The organism is Maribacter sp. LLG6340-A2 (assembly GCF_045057105.1).
Taxonomy (GTDB): domain Bacteria; phylum Bacteroidota; class Bacteroidia; order Flavobacteriales; family Flavobacteriaceae; genus Maribacter.
The window spans coordinates 3,387,676-3,412,980 of record NZ_CP159332.1 but is presented as its reverse complement, the minus strand read 5'-3'; the positions used below and the strand labels follow the sequence as shown (position 1 = coordinate 3,412,980).

General features: G+C 39.5%; 14 protein-coding genes. 9 read left to right on the top strand and 5 right to left on the bottom strand.

The genetic code is table 11. From position 1 onward, the window contains the following. Positions 1–41: 41 nt before the first annotated feature. The 3 genes from ABVM52_RS14495 to ABVM52_RS14485 all read right to left on the bottom strand — a co-directional run bounded on the left by ABVM52_RS14495 (position 42) and on the right by ABVM52_RS14485 (position 10,782). Positions 42–1,160, bottom strand: coding sequence for a multiheme c-type cytochrome (locus ABVM52_RS14495; protein WP_405381715.1), 1,119 nt, complete (start codon positions 1,158–1,160; stop codon positions 42–44). Positions 1,161–1,262: 102 nt separating this feature from the next. Further along, positions 1,263–1,976, bottom strand: a complete 714-nt coding sequence (locus ABVM52_RS14490) for a prolyl oligopeptidase family serine peptidase (RefSeq protein WP_405381713.1) — start codon at positions 1,974–1,976, stop codon at positions 1,263–1,265. Between the two features lie 169 nt (positions 1,977–2,145). Then, positions 2,146–10,782 carry a T9SS type B sorting domain-containing protein gene (locus ABVM52_RS14485; RefSeq protein ID WP_405381711.1) on the bottom strand — a complete coding sequence of 2,879 codons (8,637 nt, stop codon included), beginning with the start codon at positions 10,780–10,782 and terminating at the stop codon, positions 2,146–2,148. A 125-nt stretch (positions 10,783–10,907) separates the two neighbouring features. On the opposite strand from ABVM52_RS14485, the gene ABVM52_RS14480 reads away from it, so the two are divergent. Further along, entirely contained in the window at positions 10,908–12,029 is a 1,122-nt protein-coding gene (locus tag ABVM52_RS14480; RefSeq protein WP_405381709.1) for a PQQ-dependent sugar dehydrogenase, read from the top strand. Between the two features lie 43 nt (positions 12,030–12,072). Here ABVM52_RS14480 and murQ read toward each other — a convergent pair whose 3' ends face one another. Next, positions 12,073–12,888 (bottom strand): N-acetylmuramic acid 6-phosphate etherase, encoded by an 816-nt coding sequence (gene murQ / locus ABVM52_RS14475; RefSeq protein ID WP_405381707.1) that lies wholly within the window; start codon positions 12,886–12,888, stop codon positions 12,073–12,075. Between the two features lie 4 nt (positions 12,889–12,892). Beyond that, positions 12,893–13,642, bottom strand: coding sequence for a DeoR/GlpR family DNA-binding transcription regulator (locus ABVM52_RS14470; RefSeq protein WP_405381705.1), 750 nt, complete (start codon positions 13,640–13,642; stop codon positions 12,893–12,895). Positions 13,643–13,843: 201 nt separating this feature from the next. On the opposite strand from ABVM52_RS14470, the gene nagB reads away from it, so the two are divergent. The 8 genes from nagB to acs all read left to right on the top strand — a co-directional run bounded on the left by nagB (position 13,844) and on the right by acs (position 25,282). Further along, positions 13,844–15,772 (top strand): glucosamine-6-phosphate deaminase, encoded by a 1,929-nt coding sequence (nagB, locus tag ABVM52_RS14465; protein ID WP_405381703.1) that lies wholly within the window; start codon positions 13,844–13,846, stop codon positions 15,770–15,772. Positions 15,773–15,833: 61 nt separating this feature from the next. After that, the gene (locus ABVM52_RS14460) at positions 15,834–17,366 is read left to right on the top strand and encodes a glycoside hydrolase family 10 protein (RefSeq protein ID WP_405381701.1); all 1,533 of its coding nucleotides are present in this window, start codon (positions 15,834–15,836) and stop codon (positions 17,364–17,366) included. Continuing rightward, entirely contained in the window at positions 17,350–18,624 is a 1,275-nt protein-coding gene (locus ABVM52_RS14455) for an MFS transporter (RefSeq protein WP_405381699.1), read from the top strand. Before ABVM52_RS14460 ends, ABVM52_RS14455 begins: the two co-directional genes overlap by 17 nt. After that, on the top strand, positions 18,617–20,176 hold the full coding sequence (locus ABVM52_RS14450) for a glycoside hydrolase family 3 protein (protein WP_405381697.1): 1,560 nt from the start codon (positions 18,617–18,619) through the stop codon (positions 20,174–20,176). Before ABVM52_RS14455 ends, ABVM52_RS14450 begins: the two co-directional genes overlap by 8 nt. Positions 20,177–20,198: 22 nt before the next feature. Then, entirely contained in the window at positions 20,199–21,275 is a 1,077-nt protein-coding gene (locus tag ABVM52_RS14445) for an anhydro-N-acetylmuramic acid kinase (RefSeq protein ID WP_405381695.1), read from the top strand. Between the two features lie 41 nt (positions 21,276–21,316). Further along, the gene (locus ABVM52_RS14440; protein WP_405381693.1) at positions 21,317–21,577 is read left to right on the top strand and encodes a DUF4212 domain-containing protein; all 261 of its coding nucleotides are present in this window, start codon (positions 21,317–21,319) and stop codon (positions 21,575–21,577) included. Positions 21,578–21,609: 32 nt separating this feature from the next. Next, the gene (locus ABVM52_RS14435) at positions 21,610–23,304 is read left to right on the top strand and encodes a sodium:solute symporter family protein (protein ID WP_405381691.1); all 1,695 of its coding nucleotides are present in this window, start codon (positions 21,610–21,612) and stop codon (positions 23,302–23,304) included. 70 nt (positions 23,305–23,374) lie between these two features. Next, the gene (acs, locus tag ABVM52_RS14430; protein WP_405381689.1) at positions 23,375–25,282 is read left to right on the top strand and encodes an acetate--CoA ligase; all 1,908 of its coding nucleotides are present in this window, start codon (positions 23,375–23,377) and stop codon (positions 25,280–25,282) included. Positions 25,283–25,305 lie beyond the last annotated feature (23 nt).

Genomic DNA, 25,305 nt, shown 5'->3' with positions numbered 1-25,305 from the left:
TTGAAATTATATGTTCAACCTCTCTTTTCGTTTAAGGAAATTTAGTCATAGACCCCAATTAAATGGGTACGTATATAGACCGGTATTTCATCTTCTTGACCAGCAACACTTAATTTCATAACGTTTGATGGAAATAAAGGCATATGACAAGAAATACAATTTTGAGAATCGGTATGATTATTTATTTCAACTTGGGCATTTATATCTTGAGTAGCATGACATGATAAACATTTTGCATTAAAACTATGGTGTTTACCACGTTCATTTTCATGTGGGTTATGACAAGTAATACAGTCCATTTTAGAATTTACAAAGCACTCACTTTCACTTAAAAGACCCATTTGGTTACCATGAACATCTAGTTTAAGATTCCTATTGTAGTTTTGATAATTCTTGGAATATTTTGACAATGTATCTCCAGCAATAAAAGAAAAAGGGTTTCCCTTCACCTGTTGTGCCTGTAAACCAGAATGACAAACCGCGCAAGCATCTAAGCGCTGTTGCCTAGTGTAATCACTATAACTATCAACGTAAACTCCCTCCACTTCGTTTGGATTTGCCCTGTGATGAACAACATGTTTTTCTAATGGACCATGACATCTTTGACAATCTATGCCAAGCAACAGCTTGTTCCTATTATATACATTGCCATTTCCAGACTCATTTTCATTCTGGGCAAAAGTTACATGACACTTTAAACAATTATCGTCAACCGGTCTACGAAAAGCATAATCTGGAAAGTTGGGACTGTTTACCCACGCATTAGTAGGTTCAAAGTATGATACTTGTATTTGATTAAGTTGATTGTTTTCCCAGCTAAGGTAACTCTGCCCCTTTACCCCGGAACCAATTACTATATCCAATTCTGATTTCACTACAGTGGTATCCCCGAATTTTGGTTTGGATAATTGAAAAAATTGATGACCATCTTTAATCATCTTTAAACGAACTCCCTTAAGATTAAGCGCATTTAAGCCCTCTTTAAAAACACCTTTAACATGTTCTTCATCGGCAATTGCCGAAGTATTATAATGAGCTGTTTCTATATGGCTTTTGTAAATATCAGCATGGCATTCAACGCATGTTTGGGCATCTACAAAATTATCACCATTATAATGCGTAGCAACTGCTACAGGCTCAAGATATTCTGAAATTTTCATTGAGTTCTTAACAGACCAAATTCCATAGACCAACAATAGGAGCAGAATTAAAATAAAAATGTATTTAAAATTCCGTCTGCTAGCCATGTCCTTTACCTCTACCTATTTTAATTCCTGGTCCATAAACCAATCATAAAGTTCCTCGGTTTCATAGGCTTTGATCCACGCGCTATGCCCTACGTTGGGATATTTGGTAAACAGAACATCATACCCCATTTCTTGAAGTCTGGCCACCATGGTTTCAGATTCTTCAATGGGTATAGACTTATCTTTCTCTCCATGAAATACCCAAATAGGCATTTTTTTGTTGATCCAAGATGCGTAAGGTACAGGAGTCATACCACATACTACGGCCATTGCCGCAAAAGTTTCTGGATATTGTACGGCAAGTTCCCAAGCGGCGCCACCTCCCCTACTTAAACCTGTTAAATAAATTCTATTCTTATCTACCCTATTAGTGGTTACTATGGAATCCAACAATTGTTTTACCGCCCTTGTATTCCACCATTTTTTTGCATTAGGGTTTTGGGGGGCCAGAATTAAAAACGGGAATTTTTTACCTTGTACTATTAACTTGGGCGGGCCGTTTCTTTTTACGGTAACCAAGCTGTTGCCGGATTCGCCACCACCGTGCAAAAAGAGCAAAATGGGGAAGTCTTTCTCTGGTTCAGTTTCATAATTTTCCGGATAGTACAGATAATAGTCAAGCTGCTCCTTTACATGGGTCTCCATTGTATCATCAATCAAAATAGGTTTCTCTTGGGAAGCACAATTTTGAAAGAGAACAAGCATAATGGTATATAAAATATACTTCATTGACGATAGCTGATTAGGTCTATCAAATGTACCAAAAAAGGATGGGTTATATTCTAAAATTAAAATACCATAAATGAATTTTGATTCAAGCAAAAGTCCACATATGAACCGGAACAAAAAAAACGGAGCCAAATAAATTGACTCCGTTTTTACTATTAAATCTATTTCTTTATCTATACAATGTAAAATGGCCTACGTATCTTATCTCTGCGGTATTGGCATTGACAACATACCAGTAATCACCCGTAGGTACTTCCTTACCCTCGTAGGTACCGTCCCAACCACTTACCTCATCGAGAACGGCTACGACCCTTCCATAACGATCATAAATCTTAACGACTACCCCATCAAACAAATCTCTATTGTTCGGGGACCAAATGTCATTTAAATTATCCCCATCCGGAGAAAAGAAATTTGGAAACTCTAACATACCCGTAAACTCAAAAGGCACATCTAATTGCAGCTCACAACCCATTTGATCAACCACCCTTACATTTACCATACCACTTTCATTGGTAGTATATGTGGTTTCCGTACCATAAGACCTGCCATTAAAGAAATATTCATAGCTGCCAAAACCACCCGTGGCCGTTGCAACGATTTCATTAGGGCCCGTTTTATCTACTGAAAGACTTAACGGTTCATAACTATCTATAGTAAATTCAACACTGTTGGTACATCCATTTTCATGATAAATATATACCGTATGATCGCCAGGAGGTAAATCTCCCCAGACATACTCCTCTGTTGCATTGGCACTTACAGGATCGGTAGGATCTACTGGATCCAAAGCAAACATCAACTGTGATGCCGGAACACCCTCATCCCATTGAATAGTAGTTGTATTGGTAGGGAATATACCATCACACCCATATTGCACTTGTGGCGAAGCAGAAAGGTTTACCCCTATATCTACCGTAAACACTTCTAGCGCATTACATAAATTAGCTCCTTGAACATATATTGCATAAGTAGCACCACCCTGTAAATTCTCAATGTTTTCCCCTAAGTAAGGAGCAAATGTTGCCGTACCCGTTTCATCTACCGGATCGATCATTTCTATTTTATATTCAAAGAATGGGGTTGCGCTAACCAAGACGTCCAATATAGGAGTGCCACCAAGAATATCAAAAGAAACGGAACCATTATTAGCGCCTATACAAAGTTCTGCCGTTGTCTCAATATCAATTATTTGTATTTCATCGGGCTCTTCAATAACGATCACATCTTTTTCAAAACAACCATTTTCATCCTGAATCAAAATCTCATATGATCCCGCTTCTAGTTCATCAAAAGTATAAGTGCCAGGATTATCGGCATCACTAAAAAATTCATTGAAATTGGGTGCAATGGCAAATTGAATTAAACCAACACCACCTTCACTAACAGTTATAGCTATTGAACCATCTGCCTCACCGTTACAAGAAACGTTGGTAGCAACGGCATCAAAAACAATAGGTTCTGGCCTTATAATCTCAAATGGTCCTGCAATATCCATACATGTAGATCCACTGGTTACGGCAATATAATATTCTGTACCTTCAGGTAATCCTTCAAAAGTTCCGTTATCCTGTGGCCCTCTTACCATAGTCGCGGTCGCGGCCGGATTAAAGGCATCAACAGGGTCACCTTCATAAAGGTAAAACAGGTCTTCGCCAACACCACCATTGACAAAGGATTCTATACGTCCATCTAATTCAGATGCACATGAAATATCATCCGGTAAGTTAGGCAACAAGGTAATACCCGTTGCATTAGTCATGGTAATACCGTTACTACGAATTGAAGGACAAGCCCCTGCGGAATTTACCTTTCTAACATCAAATTGGTAGGTTATTCCTTCTACACCAGATATTAGAACAGAGGTACCGTTCATGGGTTCATAGTCCCCTATCACCACATTGTTCTCAACCCTTAAATATTCGTAGGTAAAAGAGGGATCCGGATTTTCTACGGTCAATCTCATTTCTCCGTCGCCACCACAACCGGGTACTCTGGTCTGCACCAACAAGGGTTGAATTGGTGGCGGAGGATCTACATAATATGCATCGGTTACAAAAGAACAGCCAAAGCTGGAAGATACCTCTATGGCATACCACCCGGCACTAATATAACCCCCACTGTCACCAATAAATGTTGGTGTGTTCTGTAATCCACTTAAAGAAGCGATATCCGTATTATCATTACTATTCAGGTATAGCAGGGTGTAATTATATCCGGCTCCGGGATAACCTCCACTAGCACCAGCATTAGCGGTTAAACTATCGCCAGAAGTAATATCATATGCCTCCAATACCGCATTATTTCCATTAGGGCAGTCTAGCCCCTGAGGTTCTCTTATCCCCGCTACGATTTGGGGAACTTCATCAAGTTCTATTTCAAAGGTGTCCGTACACAGTTCAGAATCCCTAATTTCCACTTGGTAAAAACCGAAGGACAATCCTGTAAAATTATAGTCGCCAGAAAACGGAACAACCTCTGTAGCGTAGGTTACTCCCCCATCTGTACTCATTAACAAACGAAATTCGTAAGGTACATTGTCCCATCCACCGGTACCGGTAGCTTCAATTTCACCCGTATCATTTGTACAGCTAACGTTACCAATGGCAACCGCATTGACAGTTAAAGGACCGTTTGGCGTCCTGATATTTGCAACGTTACTGGTAGCCGAACAGAACGGCATACCTGCAGAAACAATATCTACAATTAAATTGCCACCAGGTAAATTCTCAATTCTAGCTTCCTCGTTATTTCCATCTGGATAATTCGCCGTATCAAAAGTTCCGGTGGCCAATGGCGTTGTTCTGGATACATCATCCGCCTCATAAACCGTATAATCAAATATGCCAGAATACTCATCAACAGTAATATACAACGCCCCATCATTTCCAGGAATTGCACAACTTACAGGTTTTGCCTCACTGATAACCACTACGGGTTCTACTGGCTCTATTACAGTATGCAACGGCATTGGATAGGTACAGCCAACCGTATTATCAACAATCTCAAAAAGATAGTCCCCAGCAGCTGGCAATGAAACATCAACATAATTATTACCAGCAGTATTTGTAACCGCCGCAACTGGAGAAACCGAAATGGTATTTACGGTAAAGTCAGTTGTTCCTGTAACTTGAATACGTACCACTTCATTATCCCTACAATTTAGCGGTTCAATATTAGCAATTGATGGAACCACATCTGTTGGGGGGTAAATTGTTGGGACATCAAAAGTAGTTTGGCATCCATTACCATCTATGGCGTAAACAGTAATATCTTGCTCTGACCCATCATCTATAATTTCAAATGTATCACTAGATTGATAGTTAGAAAAACCAGTGATACTAAACTGATACCCAGATCCAACAGTTCCCGGATCTAAAACATTTATTGAAATAATGGTAGAACTATAACGGTTGGCCCCTGGTTCGCAAGTAAAATCCGGAGCTGAAGCCTCTATGGTAAACGCCGCTGGTTCAATTATGGTTACCTCCACAAGATCGGTACATCCTAGATCTGTGACAACCTCAGCTACATAATCCCCAGCACTTAAACCTGTAAATGAACCGGAAAGATTAGACGTTATTGGAGATGGTGAACTTGGTAAAGGCAGTGTGCCCGCATAAAGGTTATAGGCCGCTATACCATCTACATCTGACCCACTGGCCAAAAGAATATTGATGCTTCCATCATTAGAACCATTACAACTTATATTACTTGCGCCGTCAGATATGATAGAAGGAGCTGTTGGTATGGTGCTAATAATATCATATACCGTAAACGGACAATATATAGTACCATCGTTAACAAGATCATCTACCAAAACAACTTGGTATTCACCAGCTGGTACACCCGTAAATATTCCAGTATCGTTATCCGCTATATAATTCCCTAGACTATCCTGTAATTCAAAACTAAAATTACCACTACCACCATTTGCAACTACCGTAATTTCGCCATCAGAATCCGTACAATTTGGCGGTCTGGTGAATTCACCAGAAGCAGATAAGACTTGATATACTTCTGGATCGGCAGCACCTACACAACCATTTGCATCCATAACATCCACATGGTACACCCCTACACTATTTACCGTATAGGTTGTTGTCCATGGGTCGGTATCATTGGCCCTAGTACCCAATTGACTAACACCGCCCAAAGTAAAGGTAGGCGTATCAATATAAGCAGGAAGGGATAAATCTATTGTAAAACTTGCCGCGGTAACATCACATTGGTTACTAACCAAGAAACTAGGAGCCGGTAATGGCGGGTCCTCGGTAATTATTGCGGCCGAAATTCTATAGGAACAGTTTCTGGAATCCCTCACCCAAATGTCATACTCTATCCCCGCACCAGGAGCACCAGGTAATGTAACCGTAGAGGCATCCGTAAAATCATCTGAAGGATCTCCCGGAGTCAACGTTCCGTCTTCATCTACCGGGGTCCCTGCCGGAACATAGGCATATTCATAAGGGCTACCGGTAGCAAATGGAGCGCCACCACTACCCCTAACCGTAAGTTGACCTTCCGCATTACAGTTAGAATTTATATTCTCTAAAATATCTACCCTAGGGGCATTTAATAACGCCTCTACTTGAGTACCATCTGAACATTGTGTACCATTATCAAATACCAAAATACTGTACGCTCCTTCAGGAACTTGATAGGTGAAATTGGTTTCTGATCTGGTTTCTGCAACAAATAGAGCACCAGTTTCCGTATTTCTAATTTCAATGTCCAATAAACCAGTAGAACCTGTTACATCATATGTAAGTCCTACTTCATTACCCGGTATACAGGTTGCATTATCTATTGCAAGGTTGACATCTACACTTGACGGTCCTTGCGGAACCTCTATAATTTCTTGATAAGTACAACCGGAAAACGTATCCACGACCTCAACCGTAAACACCTCACCAAATTGGATATTTGAGAAACAATACCTTCTTACTTCACTAGGAGGTGTACCGCCCAATGAAGTATATGGCGGGTTGCTACCATCTAAAATACGAATATCAAAAGGTCCTGTACCACCTACGATATCCACACAATAAGGGAAACCGCCCGGCGTACAATTAGGAGGTAACAATGTATTATCCGGTTGTATTTGAACGGTTGCATTACCAATACTGACCGTATCCACATCCCTACAACCTCTAGAATCTAAGGTTATTAATTGATAGTCACCTTGTACAATATTCGCATGCGTAATATTTAAAGGATAAACCGTAGAACCGTCTGTTTCTACCCTGGTAATCTCATTACCAAAAAGATCTTCAACAATATATACAAATTCAGGAACACCACCGCTAACATTTGTTACCTCTATACCACCGGACACCTCATTACCAACACAAGTAGCGTCTATTGGGGTAACCGTTGCATTTGGCGCTGCAGTAGCATCTGCAACCACATTTACCGTTACGATACCTGGCAGCAAGCAACCTCTACCATCTTTTACCACATATTCATAACTACCTACCGGTAATCCAGAGTATGTTGTTTGAGAGGAATATGCATACCCCCCATCATCAGAAACTGAATAACTAAGGCTTCCGGCGGGTCCAAATTTAATTTCATAGGGTGGAATTCCCACTGTAGGATCCGGAGTAATATCTATAAAGCCGCTATTGGCATCGCCACAACTAGGACCTACAGCCCTGTGAGTAGCGGCAATAGTTGATGGAGCCTCAAATACTATAGGTTCGCTTATATCCGTACAACCATTGTTATCTTCCACAGATACGGTATACGTGCCATGTTCAAGTGAACCAACAGAAAAATTAAAATTACCGGATGGTACTTGCAAGCCTGTTGCAGAAGCTACCGGAGACCCATCTTTATATATGGTATATGATGTATTGGCCAAATCGGTTATATTTCCACCACTGATATCTATGCCCATTGTACCGTTTCCTGCACATGGTATTTCATCTATTACAGATAGTTGAACATTTACTTGCGGTGGTATGGTTATATTGACCGAACTACGGCAGTTATTATCGTCCTGAACTTCAATAGTATATGTGCCCGGAAACAAATTGTTGAAAGTTGGTGATGCGGTAAACGTTCCGTTGTTTATACGATACATATGACCCGTTCCTCCTCCAGAACTGGTTACCGTTACAGACGGATCATTAGTTGGTGAATAGCATAAATCTGCACTTGCAATGCTTATACTCGGTGCAGTTCTTGCTTCAAGGTCAAAGGTAAAAGTGGTACTACACCCTTCACTATCTATAGCGGTCAATGTATAAACATCGGAAGCATCAAGAGCATTCGTTGTCTCTGTAAGGTTTCCGAAAATATTGCTAGATACCACACCCGTATTATACCCGGAAGGATATTCCAATGAATATCTATATCCACCCCAACCACCACTGGTAATGGCCTCTACCCTACCAATATTGTTGTTTTCACAGCTCATAGGGGTAACAATGCTTGACGATAGATCTAGTACTGAAGCTTCTTGAATTTCAAATGATGCGGTATCCGTACAACCCGTATCCGCATCGGTAACCGTAATGGTATAGGTGCCAGCTCCTGATAAAGGTAAAATTACCTCACGATCACTTTGTGGAGCACTCGTAGTTCCACCATTAATTTCATATACATAGTTGTTTGCAAATCCATCAATAACAAAAGTTCCACTACCATCCGTAGCCCCATTACAAACCCTTAGGTCACCACCCGACTTTACTTGAGCCCTAATGGAGCTTATTTCTACAGGTCTAAACCCTTCTGTATATGTACATCCATTTACATCTGTAATTTGAAAAACATAAGCCTGTGAAGTTAGTAATCCCGTAAACGTGTCATTGTTGCCATTATCAAAATAACTGGGGCTAATAATTTCATATCTATTGATAGCAGCATTACTAGTTGGAGTTAATTGTACGTCTGATGTACCAGCGGAACAACTAATATTAGATTGTAAAAAAGTTAAATCCGTTGGTGGATCGGTATCCAATATTTCAATTGAAGTAAGTTCCAAACGGCACCCACCGGCGTCACGTATGATTGGTGTGTACGTACCCGGGGATAAATCAGAATAAGAGGTAATGCCCGAAAAATTTACACCATCGATACTAAATTCATAACCACTACCAGACCCGCCTGAAAACGGTCCCGTGAAATCTATTTGTCCGCCTACCGTACCACCACTGGTACAGGTAACATCAGAAACCTTATTTGCCGAACCTGTTAGCGAACCTACCGTATTGACAGTAATGGATGGCATAGCCAAGGTACATTCAAAATCTCCCTGTTGATAGCGTACCTCAATATCATTATAAGTACCCGCAGCTACAGAAATTTGTGGTGTACTCACCCATGGGGCAGTAGCATTCTCACGGAAAGATATATTATATCCCCTACCATTATTTATGGTAAAATCTAGTTTAGCCCCTCCATTACTACAGCTACCATCAATTCCCGCAATGGTTACATCTGGGGGCGAAAGTGTTTCTACATCAGAAGATGCACTTATGGTACAACCATTACTATCCGTAATTAAAAAGTCATACGTACCCGCAGCAGTAACGGTAAACGTTGTGCTTCCGGAATCTGTTGTGGCATCACCAAAAGCAGGTTGTACGGCTCCGTTATTGACCGTAAAGGTATAAGGCGCGGAACCACCGTTGGTATTTAAAATAATATCCACACTTGAAATATCCGCACAGCCAAAACTACTATTAACTTCCGTAGAAGCGTCCAGTGCAGAAGCACCTGCACCAATGGTAAGGGTATTACCATTAACATCTAAATGTTGTCTTGGCGGATTGATCCCATTACCCGGATCACCTGTACACTGATAAGTTTCTACTTGTACGATATAAGAGCCAAAACCTACTGCTGAAAAAGTATATGAACTATCTGGCATAAACGCCGTAAATTCCTGACGGACACCGTTGGAATTTAATAAAGTATATTTATAAGGCCCGGGGACCCCAGAGGCATTTACCGTGATACTACCAGTATCCCCATTACATAATGCATCTTGAAAAGTTGCGGTTATATCAATATTCCTCTCCTCTATGACAATAGGTTCATAAGGATATTCACAAGTATTTGCCGTATTTTTCAATCTGGCCTTTACATTATATGTACCGGCGGCCAAATTTTGGAATATAGGTCCTTGCCATGCACCAAAACCACTACCATCATTAATACTAAACTCATAGGCACTGGACAAATTGGTAATTTGTATCCTACCGTCTACGCCACAGATATAGTCTTGCTTTTCGTAGGTTTGGTTAATAGTACTTTTCTTAACCTTGAAGTAATATATTTGTCCATCTGCAACAACACGGTATTCCGCGCCTTGCGTAGAGGGTACGGAACTGGCGTCTAAAGTAAACGTTTGCTGATCGGCCACTTCTGTGTAACATGCACCGGTGTTTGGGCATTCCGTATTTATATCCGGACTACAGGACCCACCTAATATCTGCCATGAAACGTTGCCATAAGGGCCACCGGAGAGGCTTATGATACGGTCGTCAAAATCACCGCAAAGATTAAAACGGGCGACAGTGAAACCGTTGTCGTCACAATTTTCTAGATTGTCTGCCCCTTGTATGATTGTCGCGAACATTGCCGTAGAAGTTGATTTGGCAATAAGCTGCGCATTCTTTTTCTCGGTCTTTAGGGGTCGATTTTTTTTTGTGGTAGAAACAGCCTTATCAAAAGCTAAAGATACTTCCTCAAAAAGGGTACTTACCTTAGAGTTGGCTATGGCAGTTGTACCGGCTACAGATAATAATATCAGTAATAGTACAACCAACGTATACCGTTGTGGTTGTGGGAGCATAGGTTAAGTGTAATTTTAAGAACAATGCGATTTGGGATCTTTATCGTTCTTTGTTGTAATTTTTTATACTTATATTTTATCTTTAAATATTGATTCGTCCTTTAATATATTTCTAACGTCGTAATATGAAAAAAAGTATCATTCTACAGCTTTTATTTGTTGTAATGCTCAATTCCTCTTGTGCACAAAATATTGAAAATAAAGTTATTACACCAAGTACGCCTGTTTTTGACGCAGAGCTGTTCGTCGATGAGCTACAGATTCCATGGGGGTTTACCTTCCTTCCTGATAAAAGTTTATTAATCACGGAAAAAACAGGAAAATTGATTCATTTTAAGAATGGAAAAAAATCGATTATCGGTAATGTTCCTGACGTTTATCAACGTGGACAAGGCGGTCTACTAGATATAGCCTTACATCCAGATTACGAAAAAAACGGATGGATTTACATAACTTTTGCATCTGCATCGGGAAATGAAAAAGGAGGAAATACAGCACTTATTAGAGCTAAATTGAAAAATGATAGATTAACGGATATTGAACAATTATATAAAGCCGTTCCCAACACTACCAAAGGTCAACATTTTGGATCAAGAATTGCCTTTGATAATGAAGGCTATCTCTATTTTTCTATTGGAGAAAGAGGGGAACGGGATGTAAACCCACAAGATATAAAGCGTGATGGTGGTAAAATTTACCGTTTACATGATGATGGAAAAATACCTGCAGACAACCCTTTCGTGGGAGTAGAAGGCGCCAAGTCTGCCATTTTTAGTTATGGGCACCGTAATCCCCAAGGTTTGATCAAGCATCCGGTTACCGGAGAAATATGGGATAATGAACATGGCCCAAGAGGTGGCGATGAAATCAATATCATTAAAAAAGGCGCTAATTACGGTTGGCCTTTGGCCACTTACGGCATTAATTATAGTGGTACGCCCATTACTGACCAAAAAAGTATTTCCGGTATGGAAAACCCTATTCATTATTGGGTGCCTTCCATAGCACCAAGCGGTATGGCCTATGTAACAACGGACAGGTACAAAGGGTGGAAAGGAAGTCTGTTAGTAGGCTCCTTGGCTTTTCAATACCTTGAACGTCTGGAGTTGGATGGTAACAAGATTACGTTGCGTGAAAAACTTATGCCCAATTTAGGAAGGGTAAGAGCAGTTAAAGAAGGTCCGGACGGTTATATTTATGTTGCCGTGGAAGGAAAAGGAATTTATAGATTAATCCCCAAGCAATGATTAAATACCCACCTTACCCCTACTATTAAGCAATTAAATATTCTTACGCACCTTTAACGGCTTCTACCGCTAACTTTACGGAACCGTATTCTTTAAGAAGTTTCTCTGCCTCTGGATAACCAATACCTAAATCTTCCATGATGTAGCGGGTACCACGGTCAACCAACTTATCATTGCTCATTTGCATGTTTACCATTTTGTTACCCTTAACCCTTCCAATTTTTATCATTAAAGCGGTGGAAATCATGTTCAATACCAGTTTTTGCGAAGTTCCACTTTTCATCCGTGTGCTACCTGTAAGAAATTCTGGCCCCACATTGATTTCAATAGGGATATCCGCAGTTGTTGCAATGGGCGATCCAGGATTATTGGTTATAGCAGCAGTAAGAATTCCGTTGGCCTTTGCCGCCGTTAGCCCACCCACTACATAAGGGGTACTGCCAGATGCCGCTATGCCCACCACCACATCATTGTTCGTTATTTCATGCTCCTTTAAATCTAGCCATGCCTGTTCTAGAGCATCTTCCGCATTTTCAACCGCTTTTCTAATGGCGGTATCGCCACCTGCAATTAGACCCACTACACGTTCATGTGGCATACCAAAAGTAGGAGGTATTTCTGAAGCATCTAGAATACCCAATCTTCCACTTGTACCGGCTCCTATATAAAACAACCTTCCACCTTGTTCAAAACGGGGCGTTAATTCATCTACCAATCTGGTAATCTGTGGAATGGTCATTTTTACCGCGGCAGCAACCTTTTCATCCTCTTCGTTCATTTTTTGCAAGATTGTTGCAGTATCCATCAATTCCAAATGGTCATGATTAGACGGTGTTTCGGTAATTTTTTTATAATCCATATCCTTAAATAATTTTTATATCGTGGTTCTTAAAGGCGTTGAGCAGCGAATTTTCCGGTTTCAATTCAGTTATCATGGTGTTAATGGAATTGATATCGCACGTTTTATAACGGTGTTGTGAATTCAGTTTTTCCGAAATGGACAACAATACCGTTTTCTTGGAAGCTTTAATTACCGCCTTTTTAATTTGTACAATGTCCCAATCAAATTCCGTTAAACCATAAATAGCATCTACATAACCGGTACCAATAAAGCTATAATCAAACCTAATTTCAGATAGATGATGTATTGCATTTGCCCCTATTGCGATCTGACCTTCTTTAGCAATTTGTCCACCAATGGAAATCACGTTAATATTTTTCTTGTTAGAAAGTTCCATTGCCACGGGCAAACTAATGGTAAAGCAGGTCAGATTAAGGTTTTCCGGTATTATCCTGGCCATTTCCAAACAGGTGGTACCCCCATCTATAAATATAACTGCACCATCTTTTAATAAACTTATTGCTTTGGAGGCAATTGCCATTTTTTGGTCAAGTTTATAAATATTGGTATTTCGGGCGCTATTGCTCATAAAACCCATAGAAATAGCTCCTCCATGTACCTTACGCAATTTCTTTTCCGCATCCAGTTCTTTTACATCCCTCCTAATTGTATCGATAGATACATCGAGCGCCTCGGCAATATCGGTCAATAAAATTCTATTATGAAGATCCACTTCGTTTAAAATGGTTCTATGACGTTCTTCCTTAAGCATTTTACCGTAACTTCTTTTAGTGTATCAAGGCAAAGATAACATATTTATTTACTTGCCGTTTTATGTCGACAAAGTTAATAAAACAACATGAAAATATTAATTAACAGCAAAATAAAGCATATTTAATTGCAAAAAACGGCATAGATGCAAAATATCGTATATATTTGCATGATTTTAAAACCTAAATTTCATTCCTATCCTATGAAAAATACCTTACAAGATGCCAAGATTGATATTAGCCATAAGCCCATTGGCCAATTTGAAGAAACACGATTTGAAAAAATACACAATGTTATCTTTCAAGATTCTAACATTGCCTCTATTAAAGTTGCGGAAGAAATTGCAAACCTTATTAAAAAGAGACAAGGTCAAAAAAGAAAATGTGTACTTGGACTGGCAACGGGATCTTCACCAATACGCGTTTATGAAGAATTGGTGCGCATGCATAAGGAAGAGGGATTAAGTTTTAAGAACGTTGTAACTTTTAATTTAGATGAGTACCTACCTATGGAACCCAATAATATTCAAAGTTATTTTTACTTCATGCATGAACATTTGTTCAATCATGTTGATATTCCAGAAGAAAATATCCACATTCCTGATGGTACCGTAAGTAGTGATGAAACAACGGCATATTGCCTTTCCTACGAAAGAAAGATTAAAGAACATGGAGGATTGGATTTTCAGTTATTGGGAATTGGTAGAACGGGACATATAGGATTTAATGAGCCTGGCTCACATTTAAATTCCGGAACACGAGTTATAACCCTGGACCATATAACAAGAGTAGATGCCGCACCATCTTTTCTAGGCATTGACAATGTTCCAAGAAAGGCCATAACCATGGGGATTTCTACAGTAAAGAAAGCCAAGCGCATTGTTCTTTTAGGGTGGGGACAAAACAAAGCGGATATCATCAAGAAAACTATTGAAGGTGAAATCTCGTCACAAGTACCTGCCACCTATTTACAGGACCATGACAACTGTACTTTTGTGCTGGACACAAGTGCCGGCACAGAGCTTACAAGAAATAAAACTCCATGGCTGGTAGATGCCTGTACTTGGACAGATGAGCTAAAATCCAAAGCCATGGTCTGGTTGTGCGAAACTACAGGAAAAACAATTTTAAGTCTAACGGACAAGGACTATAATGATAATGGTATGGCAGACCTTTTAGCCCAAGAAGATGCCTATAACCTTAACATTAAAATGTTCAATAAACTTCAGCATACCATTACAGGTTGGCCCGGAGGAAAGCCCAATGCAGATGATACAAACAGACCGGAACGTGCAACACCGGCTCAAAAAAGAGTAATTATCTTTAGTCCACACCCAGATGATGATGTAATTTCCATGGGGGGCACTTTTGATAGGTTGGTAGAACAGGGGCATGATGTTCATATTGTGTACCAAACTTCTGGAAATATTGCGGTTTCAGATGTTGATGCAAGAAAGTATGCTGAAATTGCAATGCAGATCACCCCATCAAACGAAGCGGAAAAAATCATAAAATCCATCACTGAAAAAAATGAAACCAGAATAGATTCACCAGAAGTGCGTAATCTAAAAGGTAAGATTAGACGTGGGGAAAGCTATGCCGCGACAAGATATATGGGGCTAAATGATGAAAATGTTCATTTCCTGGATTTACCGTTCTATGAGACCGGTACTATAAAGAAGAAAAATCTGAGTTCAGATGATATTGCCTTAATGGTTGAGATTATCAGCAAAATTAAACCCCATCAAATTTATGCTGCAGGAGATTTGGCCGATCCACATGGCACCCATAAAGTGTGTTTAGACGCAGTTTTTGCAGCATGCGAAGAACTTAAGAAAGAAGCCTTCATGAAAGATTGCTGGTTATGGTTATACAGAGGTGCATGGCATGAATGGGACATCAATGAAATTGAAATGGCCGTACCAATGAGTCCGGGTCAGGTGCTAAAAAAGCGAAATGCAATTTTCTGCCACCAATCGCAAAAAGACGGGGTTATGTTTCAAGGCGATGATTCAAGGGAATTTTGGATGCGAGCCGAAGAACGCAATCGCGATACGGCAAATAAATACAAGGCATTGGGGCTATCCTCCTACGCTGCCATGGAAGCATTTGTACGCCACAAGTTCAATTAACATTTACTTTATTCAAAAAGGCCTATTTTTAAACTTAAATAGGCCTTTTTCATTCCTTTATATGTCAAAATATTTCCTACTAGTACTTTCTGTTTTATTATTGAATTCCTGTGGAATTTTTAAACCTTACGAAAAACACCCCAAAAGAGAATTCAGGGGAGTTTGGATTGCCACGGTCGTTAATATAGATTGGCCAAAAAATGGCAATGATTCCAGTAGCAAGCAGAAAGAAGATTACCTAAAGATTTTAGATTTCTACCAAAAGGAAAACTACAATGCCGTAATTGTACAAGTACGTGCTGCTGGTGATGCTTTTTATAATTCTGAATATGCCCCCTGGTCCAGATTCATATCCGGGACAGAAGGCAAGGCCCCAGAATGGAATACCGATGTGCTGGATTGGATGATAAAAGAGGCCCATGTACGTGGAATGGAATTTCATGCTTGGCTGAACCCATACAGGGCAACTTTTGATGAAAATTTTGAAGTACTTGCAGCATCACATGATTATTGCACCCACCCGGAATGGATGGTACATTATGGCAAAAAGAATTATTACAACCCTGGTCTGCCAGAAGTTCAAAAACGGTTTTCTGAGATTGTAGCAGAAATTGTCTCCAATTACGACGTAGATGCCATTCATTTTGATGATTATTTTTATCCGTACCGAATTAAAGATGAAATTTTCAACGATTCACTAGCTTTTAAAACATATGCAAGCCCAAACCAAAGTTTAGCAGATTGGCGCCGTAGTAATATAGATTCTCTGGTAAAACAAACCCACCGTACCATAAAATCCATAAAACCATATGTTCAGTTTGGTATAAGTCCGTTTGGCGTATGGAAAAATAATACTACCGACCCTAGGGGCTCTGCCACAAAAGCAGGTCAAACCACCTACGAAGATTTATATGCAGACCCATTACTTTGGATGAAAAAGGGTTGGATAGACTATTTGGCACCACAAATATATTGGAGTATGGACTTACCTGTTGCATCGCACAGCACCATAATTGATTGGTGGGCAAAAAACAATAACAATACTAATTTATATGTCGGTAATGGCGCATATAAAGTTGGGAACAATAGTGATGCTTCATGGAACAATATCAAGGAATTACCCAAACAATTGGCATACGCAAGAAAAACTCCGGAAATAGATGGCAATATAATGTTCAGTGCAAAATCGCTTATGAGCAATAAAGAAGATGTGGTTAATTACATTTGTAAAAAGTTTTACGAAAAGCCCGCTTTAGGTCCGGCATTTGCATGGTCAAACACTTCGATTTTAAAAACACCTCGTTTATCAATTACGGAACTTACCAATGAAAACTATATACTTCACTTAAATAATATTACAGATATGCGATATGCTTTGCTGTATACATCTGGTCCTAGAGTGAAGAAAGATTATAACATAAAAAAATTGGTGGCAAAAATATACCTAGACAAAAAAACGAACACCATCCAGATACCTAAATCGGATATACAAGACAATTTTATAGCCCTTAGTTTTATAGATAATTATGGGGTTGAAACAAAAGCTACGATCATTAATATAAAGAAATTAAGAAAGAATGGTGCAAAAAGATAAAGGAGCATGGGCATGGGTACCGGTCTTATATTTTACACAGGGGTTGCCTTATGTTTTAGTGGTTACCGTATCGGTGATTATGTACAAAAAACTAGGCGTCAGCAATGAGGATATAGGGTTGTATACCAGCTTATTGTACTTACCTTGGGTATTAAAACCACTTTGGAGCCCTTTTGTTGATTTAAAAAGCACCAAACGTAAATGGTTTTTAAGCATGCAGCTTCTAATAGCCATAGCACTTTTAGGCGTTGGCCTTACCCTACCCACCAATATGTTTTTTATTACCTCCCTAGCATGTTTTTGGATGGCCGCTTTTGCTTCCGCTACCAATGATATTGCCTCAGATGGGTATTATATGTTGGGATTAACAGAAAAAAAACAATCCTTCTTTGTAGGAATGCGAAGTACGTTTTACAGATTGGCCATGGTTACCGGTGAAGGACTTATTGTGGTTTTGGCCGGATATCTTGAAAATACTTACGGTGACAATACCAAGGCGTGGAGCATAACCATGTCCGCAGCGGCGTTTTTAATGCTCATCATGACGGTGACCAATTTTTTTGTATCACCAAAATATGAAGCAGAAAATGGTCTAATTAAAGAGAAAGCAACAGGATTTTTAGAAGTTTTTTCGTCATTCTTTAAAAAACCGGGAATAGGGGTTGCACTTGCTTTTATACTTACATATAGGTTGGGAGAATCGCAATTGGTTAAAATGGCATCGCCCTTTTTATTGGACACCCCAGATAAAGGTGGGTTGGGCTATTCCACAGAACAATTAGGAACAATTTTTGGGACGGCAGGGGTTATATTTTTATCCATTGGAGGTATTTTAGGAGGTATTTTAATCTCAAGGGATGGATTAAAAAAATGGATGCTGCCCATGGTGCTTTCCCTAAACCTCCCTAATATATTATATGCCGTGTTGGCCATTACCGATACCACGAACATAGTTGCGGTAACGGCAACGGTAATTTTTGAAAAGTTTGGATATGGCTTTGGGTTTGCCGCATTCTTAATGTACCTAATCTACATAGCGGATGGCAAGTCCAAAACATCGCATTATGCCATTGCTACCGGTTTTATGGCCCTAGGAATGATGTTACCGGGCATGATCAGTGGTTATATGCAACAATGGCTAGGTTATGATGGGTTTTTCATATGGGTTGTAATTGCCGCCCTACCTGCCCTATTCCTATTGAAATATATTACTTATCCTGCTGACTTTGGTAAAAAATCAACCGTTTCAAATGAATAGAATTTTACAAACACAGAAAGCTATTGACCAACTTTCTACTGTAGAAAAAGTGGGCCAATTTTTTATGCCGGCCGCTTTTATCAATGATACCGAGGAAGAAATACAGAAGCTTGAAAAACTTATTTCTGAACACCATGTAGGAGGCCTCTGCTTTTTTCATTCCAGGGCAAGTGCCGCAACTAATTTTGAGGGCAAAAAGAAAATTGTGATCAACGCAGACAGTTTTGACACTTTAAAAAACCTCATCAAGAGATATCAAAAAGTCGCTACGTATCCCCTGTTAATTTCTATTGATGCAGAATGGGGTTTAGCCATGCGTATAGAAAACACCCCCCAATACCCTTACGCCATTACATTAGGCGCCAATATCAATAATACCGATTTAGTATATGAAGTAGGACAAAATATTGCAAAAGATTGTAAGGCGGCAGGAATACATTGGAATCTCTCCCCTGTAGTAGATGTTAATACGAACCCGAATAATCCTGTAATAGGCTATCGTTCTTTTGGCGATAATAAAGACCATGTAGTTTCAATGGCTTCCGCCTATATAAAGGGAACTCAGCATGAAAGCGTACTTACAAGCATTAAACACTTTCCCGGTCATGGAGATACGGCAACGGATTCTCATTTGGGTTTACCTATTATTGACAAGACCAAAGAAGATTTAATTACAAACGAGCTCTACCCTTTTCAAAAATTAATAGACCAAGGGGTAGATTCCGTTATGGTAGGCCATTTGTCCGTTCCTTCATTAACCACTATTCCAGGATTACCATCAAGCATTAATAAAGATATAATAACCGGTGTTTTAAGAAACGAAATGGGGTTTAACGGAGTAGTAATATCAGATGCCTTAAACATGCATGCGGTATCTAAAAACTATCCGGTAAAAGGAGAATTGGAGTGGCTTGCCTTTAACGCCGGTAACGACATTATATGCTTTGCCGAACATATTGAGGAAGGCATTGCACATATCCTTAAAAATGCATCTCAAACGCAGATAAATAAAAGCCTAGAACGTATATGGAAGCTAAAAGAAAAGGCTATTAAAACAGAGAATATTTCCCAAGAGCTTACCGACCCAAGTGCTTTAAATAAAAAAATAGCAAAACAATCACTCACCTTGCATCATGGTTCCACTGAAGAAATTGAACATTTTAGAGCAACCAATTTCTGCACCTTGACACTAAAAAGATTTGGAACCGACCAAACGAAGCAAGAAATTATAGCCTATATTGGTGAAATGCAAAAAGAGGTAGAAAACGAAACCGAAATTCTTTTACTGCTTACTCCCCCACAGATAAAACCAACAAACAACTTTGGATTCCTTCAAGAAGAAATAGATTTCATCAACCAACTTATAAAAACCAAAAATGTTGTACTGTACCATTTTGGCAATCCCTATGCGCTTAAATTTTTAAATTTAGACAATACTGTTGCCACGGTTATTGTGTATCAAAATTTTAAGGAATTTCAAGATGTAGCTACCCAACATTTTTTGGGAACATTGGTAGCTAAAGGAAAACTACCTATCTCAATAGGTAATTAACATCAAATAAAAAACTATTCTAATGAACGTTTATAAAGTTATTGGTCTTATGTCCGGCACGTCTTTAGATGGGTTAGACCTGGCGTATTGCCACATTTGGGAAAAGAACGGGTCTTGGGAATTTACCATTAAAGCTACCAAGACCATATCGTATACTAACGAGATGCTACTTCAGCTTAAAGATGCGATAAGCTTATCTGCGGAAAAATTGATTGAACTTCATAATACTTATGGTACTTGGCTAGGCGAACAAACAATACAATTCATTAATGAAGGTAATTTAGAAGTAGATTACATTGCCAGTCATGGCCATACTACCCACCATAGGCCAGAAATGGGGCTTACATTCCAAATTGGTTCAGGGCAACATTTGGCCAATGCGTGTGGCAAAAAGGTAATAGCGGATTTTAGGACGAATGACATGGCCCTGGGAGGTCAAGGCGCACCTTTAGTACCCATTGGGGATCGTTTGTTTTTCAATGAATATGATTTCTGCCTAAACTTAGGCGGTATTAGTAATATATCTTTTGAAGTAAAGGACAAACGTATTGCCTATGACATAGGTTTGGCGAACATGATATTGAACCACATTACAAGAAAAGTAAATCTAGAATATGATCAAGATGGTAATTTAGCGCGAAGTGGCAAGGTAAATCAAAAGATGCTAGAGCAATTGAACAGTCTTACGTATTACCTGCTACCCCATCCTAAATCCATTGGTTATGAGTGGTTCTTGGAAGAAGTTGTTCCTATCGTTGATGAAATAGATGACACTATGGAAAACTTACTCCATACCAGCATACATCACATAAGTGATAAAATAGCCCAGCAAATACAATTAAATAGTTCTAAAAAGAAACAACGTTTGCTCGTAACGGGTGGTGGTGCATTAAATAGCTTTCTTATTGAGACCTTACAAGAAAAGCTAGGCAACACAACGCAAGTAATTATACCCGAAAAAATAATTATTGAATTTAAGGAGGCGCTTGTTTTTGCATTAATGGGCGTATTACGGGTTGAGCAACAAACAAATGTACTGTGTTCTGTTACAGGAGCTAAAAAAGATTCTTCAAGTGGAGTATTGTTCATCCCAAATTGAACTTTTTTACCTAATTTACTGGATTGTAAATCAACTTAAATATGTCAGAAAAACAAAAGAAAGCTACCGCTTACTGGAAAGAGAATGTTAAATATCTTTTTATTCTATTATCAATTTGGTTCTTAGTTTCCTTTGGTGCGGGCATATTATTTAAAGACGCCCTAGATTCCATAAAAATTGGAGGCTTTAAATTAGGGTTTTGGTTTGCACAGCAAGGTTCTATCTACGTATTTGTGGTACTCATATTCGTATATGTTCGCTTAATGAACAAATTGGATAAAAAATACAATTACAACGAGTAACCCAACAACCAACCATCTAAAAACCAAAAAAAATGAGTGTTCAAACCTGGACGTATATTTTAGTGGGGCTTACATTTGCCCTCTACATAGGAATTGCAATTTATTCTAGAGCAGGGTCTACAAAAGACTTTTATGTTGCCGGTGGCGGGGTATCACCACTTGCAAACGGTATGGCTACCGCTGCAGATTGGATGTCTGCCGCATCCTTTATTTCAATGGCAGGTATTATTTCATTTGCCGGATATGACGGCTCCGTTTATCTCATGGGCTGGACAGGTGGTTATGTTCTCTTGGCATTATTGCTAGCCCCCTATCTTCGAAAATTTGGCAAGTTTACCGTTCCTGATTTTATCGGTGACCGTTACTATTCCAAAACAGCCCGTATCGTAGCGGTTATCTGTGCCCTAATTGTCTCTTTTACCTATGTTGCCGGACAAATGCGTGGTGTAGGTGTGGTATTTTCAAGATTTTTACAAGTAGATATAAATACTGGCGTTATTATAGGCATGGTGATTGTTTTATTCTATGCCGTTTTAGGCGGAATGAAAGGTATTACCTATACGCAAGTGGCCCAATATTGTGTCTTGATTTTTGCCTTTATGGTACCCGCTATCTTTATATCCATACAAATGACAGGAAACCCAGTACCGCAATTGGGAATGGGCTCTACGCTGAATGATGGTTCAGGTACTTTTTTATTGGATAAGTTAGACGGTTTGTCCACAGAGCTAGGGTTTAATGAATATACCAATGGTTCAAAATCCGTTACTGATATATTTGCCATTACTTTGGCATTAATGGTGGGTACCGCAGGTTTACCCCATGTTATTGTTAGGTTCTTTACCGTTAAAAGAGTAAAAGATGCCCGTAAATCTGCCGGCTTGGCACTATTGCTAATTGCCATATTATATACAACCGCACCTGCAGTCTCCGTTTTTGCCAAAACCAATTTAATCAACACGGTTAGCAATGAAGATTATTCAAGCATGCCCATTTGGTTTAAAAATTGGGAAGAAACCGGGCTATTACTTTTTAACGATAAAAATGCGGACGGTAAAATTCAATATGTTGCGGATAAGGAAAAAAATGAGCTGACCATTGATAATGATATTATGGTTTTGGCCAATCCTGAGATTGCCAACCTTCCTGCATGGGTAATTGCTTTAGTTGCCGCCGGTGGTCTTGCCGCTGCGCTCTCTACAGCTGCAGGTTTGCTTTTGGTTATATCGGCATCCGTTTCCCATGATTTAGTGAAAAAAGTATTTAACCCTAATTTATCCGATAAGGCAGAATTATGGGTCGCTAGAGGTTCTGCAACCGTAGCCGTAGCCATAGCCGGATATTTTGGAATAAACCCACCAGGCTTTGTAGCAGCCGTAGTAGCACTGGCATTTGGGTTGGCGGCGGCGTCCTTTTTTCCAGCTATTGTTTTAGGAATTTTTTACAAGAAGATGAATAAGGAAGGTGCCATTAGCGGAATGGTAGTAGGCATTTTACTTATGCTTTTTTATATGGTTAAATTTAAATTTGGCTGGTTTGGCGGAGGCACACAAGATGACTGGTGGTTTGGTATTTCACCGGAAGGATTTGGTAGTATTGCCATGATCGCTAACTTTATAGTATCGATCATTGTTTTACAACTTACTCCTGCTCCACCGGAAGATGTTCAAGAAATTGTAGAAAATATTAGAATACCCAGTGGAGCTGGTGAAGCAACAGGTCATTGAATCAACAACAACTTAAATCAACAATCATAAAGGATGCAACATCCTTGAAGAAAAATAATTAACGCATACAATGAGTAATTATCACATTAAGCATTTAGAGGAATATTTTCAGGTCTACAGAAAATCTATTCGAAATCCTGAAGCCTTTTGGGAAGAAATTGCAGAGGAACATTTTGTCTGGCGCAAACGGTGGGACAATGTATTGAGCTGGGATTTTAAAAAACCCGAAATAAAATGGTTTGAAGGGGCAAAATTGAACATAACGGAAAATTGCTTGGACCGCCATTTACCAACACGGGGCGATAAAACAGCCATCATTTTTGAACCCAACGACCCCAAAGAGGAAGCCGTACATATTACCTATAGAGAATTACATGAAAGGGTTTGCCGCATGGCAAATGTGTTATTGGACAATGGTGTAAAAAAAGGAGACAGGGTCTGTATCTACTTACCTATGATTCCGGAATTGGCCGTATCCTTATTGGCATGTGCAAGAATTGGGGCCATACACTCCGTTGTATTTGCAGGGTTTTCCTCAAACGCACTTTCCACTAGAATAAATGATAGTGATTGTAAAATAGTACTGACTTCAGATGGATCCTATAGAGGTAAAAAATCAATTGATTTAAAAGGTATAGTAGACAAAGCTTTAGAAGATTGCCCAGGAGTAAAACATGTTCTTGTTGCTAAACGTACCGGTGCCGAAATTCATATGGAACAAGGCAGGGACAAATGGCTTCAACCGTTGCTTGATGAGGCTTATGCCGATTGTGTTGCAGAGATAATGGATGCAGAAGACCCATTGTTTATTTTGTACACCTCAGGTTCTACCGGTACCCCAAAAGGTATGGTACATACAACTGCAGGGTATATGGTGTACACCGCATACACCTTTAAAAATGTATTTCAATACAGGGAACAAGATGTGTATTGGTGTACTGCGGATATAGGTTGGATTACAGGGCACTCGTACATTGTTTACGGACCATTGGCAAATGGAGCAACCACACTAATGTTTGAAGGAGTACCCTCCTACCCGGATTATGGGCGTTTTTGGGAGGTAGTTGAAAAACATAAAGTAAATCAGTTCTATACCGCACCTACCGCAATTAGGGCCCTTGCAAAGGAAAATTTAGATTATGTAGAAAAACATGACCTTTCTAGCCTTAAAGTGTTAGGCTCCGTAGGAGAGCCAATCAATGAAGAGGCATGGCATTGGTACAATAATAATGTAGGTAAAAAAAACAGCCCTATTGTAGATACCTGGTGGCAAACGGAAACCGGCGGTATAATGATCACCCCGATCCCGTACGTAACACCCACGGCACCAACATATGCCACACTGCCTTTCATTGGTATACAACCCGCCTTGATGGATGAAAATGCCAAAGAAATTAAAGGCAACCAAGTAGATGGTAGGCTTTGTATTAAATATCCATGGCCATCCATAGCAAGAACAATTTGGGGCAATCATGACCGCTATAGGGATACATATTTTTCTGCTTATGAAAATATGTATTTTACAGGTGATGGAGCACTGAGGGACGCTGTTGGCTATTATAGAATTACGGGTCGTGTAGATGATGTAATCATTGTTTCTGGCCATAATCTTGGTACGGCCCCAATAGAGGATTCCATTAACGAACACCCAGCAGTTGCAGAATCTGCAATAGTAGGTTTTCCACATGACGTTAAGGGTAATGCACTCTATGGATATGTTATTCTAAAGGAAACTGGGGAAAGTAGGGACCGGGATAACCTAAGAAAAGAAATTAACCAACAGATTACCGAACATATTGGACCTATTGCCAAACTGGATAAAATTCAATTTGTTTCCGGACTTCCCAAAACGCGTAGCGGTAAAATTATGCGAAGAATATTACGTAAAATAGCTAGTAGCGATACAAGTAATCTAGGAGATACTAGTACACTGTTAAACCCAGAGGTTGTAGAAGAAATAATTGAGAACGCTTTATAGATTTTACTAAAAAAGTAGCACAT

Bases quoted from the DNA above. Each gene is read 5' to 3' on its own strand.
- ABVM52_RS14495 (WP_405381715.1), bottom strand. From the start codon at position 1,160: ATGAAAATTTCAGAATATCTTGAGCCTGTAGCAGTTGCTACGCATTAT.
- ABVM52_RS14490 (WP_405381713.1), bottom strand. From the start codon at position 1,976: ATGAAGTATATTTTATATACCATTATGCTTGTTCTCTTTCAAAATTGT.
- ABVM52_RS14485 (WP_405381711.1), bottom strand. From the start codon at position 10,782: ATGCTCCCACAACCACAACGGTATACGTTGGTTGTACTATTACTGATA.
- ABVM52_RS14480 (WP_405381709.1), top strand. From the start codon at position 10,908: ATGAAAAAAAGTATCATTCTACAGCTTTTATTTGTTGTAATGCTCAAT.
- murQ (WP_405381707.1), bottom strand. From the start codon at position 12,888: ATGGATTATAAAAAAATTACCGAAACACCGTCTAATCATGACCATTTG.
- ABVM52_RS14470 (WP_405381705.1), bottom strand. From the start codon at position 13,642: ATGCTTAAGGAAGAACGTCATAGAACCATTTTAAACGAAGTGGATCTT.
- nagB (WP_405381703.1), top strand. From the start codon at position 13,844: ATGAAAAATACCTTACAAGATGCCAAGATTGATATTAGCCATAAGCCC.
- ABVM52_RS14460 (WP_405381701.1), top strand. From the start codon at position 15,834: ATGTCAAAATATTTCCTACTAGTACTTTCTGTTTTATTATTGAATTCC.
- ABVM52_RS14455 (WP_405381699.1), top strand. From the start codon at position 17,350: ATGGTGCAAAAAGATAAAGGAGCATGGGCATGGGTACCGGTCTTATAT.
- ABVM52_RS14450 (WP_405381697.1), top strand. From the start codon at position 18,617: ATGAATAGAATTTTACAAACACAGAAAGCTATTGACCAACTTTCTACT.
- ABVM52_RS14445 (WP_405381695.1), top strand. From the start codon at position 20,199: ATGAACGTTTATAAAGTTATTGGTCTTATGTCCGGCACGTCTTTAGAT.
- ABVM52_RS14440 (WP_405381693.1), top strand. From the start codon at position 21,317: ATGTCAGAAAAACAAAAGAAAGCTACCGCTTACTGGAAAGAGAATGTT.
- ABVM52_RS14435 (WP_405381691.1), top strand. From the start codon at position 21,610: ATGAGTGTTCAAACCTGGACGTATATTTTAGTGGGGCTTACATTTGCC.
- acs (WP_405381689.1), top strand. From the start codon at position 23,375: ATGAGTAATTATCACATTAAGCATTTAGAGGAATATTTTCAGGTCTAC.